Origin of the sequence: Corallococcus praedator (genome assembly GCF_003612125.1) — a bacterium.
GTDB classification, from domain to species: Bacteria; Myxococcota; Myxococcia; order Myxococcales; family Myxococcaceae; genus Corallococcus; species Corallococcus praedator.
In genome coordinates, this window is record NZ_RAWI01000908.1 from 1 (window position 1) to 475 (window position 475).

The window sequence follows — 475 nt, forward strand, 5'->3', positions numbered from 1 at the left end:
CTTTATGATCGCTCCACAGTACAAGTCTGGCTCACGCTTCGCGTCAGCCACGCATGGTATCTTCTTCTTGGTGCAGGCACCCACCACCCTCTGGATCAGGTCTGGTGCGAGGAATCCCTTGTCGTAGTCGCTTATCAGCACGGCGTCCGAGTGTGCGATCACGCGCTCCAGCGCATCACCGTGGGTCCATATGTAGTCGTTCGCAGCGGCGAGCATCGTCTCGTCGTCGTACCGAAATACGATCCTCCCGGTCTCGTCGTCCACGTACCGAAACTTGATGGGTCGGTCGTTGTGAGATCGACCGAACAAGTCGGTGCGGATACGCCACGGGGTCAGGCAGTCTCTGGCGTTGGCTGCTCCACCGTTTACGGCGACCCTGTCGCGCTTCATGAACTTGGGGCACCCATCTTGACACTCCTCGATTCTGCCGTGGACCCACACGTCTGTCATCACGTCACCGATGACAGAGATGCGC

The 475-nt window shown here is 58.9% G+C and carries 1 protein-coding gene; it reads right to left on the minus strand.

From position 1 onward, the window contains the following. Positions 1-475: carbohydrate kinase family protein (locus tag D7Y13_RS46305; RefSeq protein ID WP_158626218.1), on the minus strand; the 475-nt coding region annotated here is incomplete at both ends.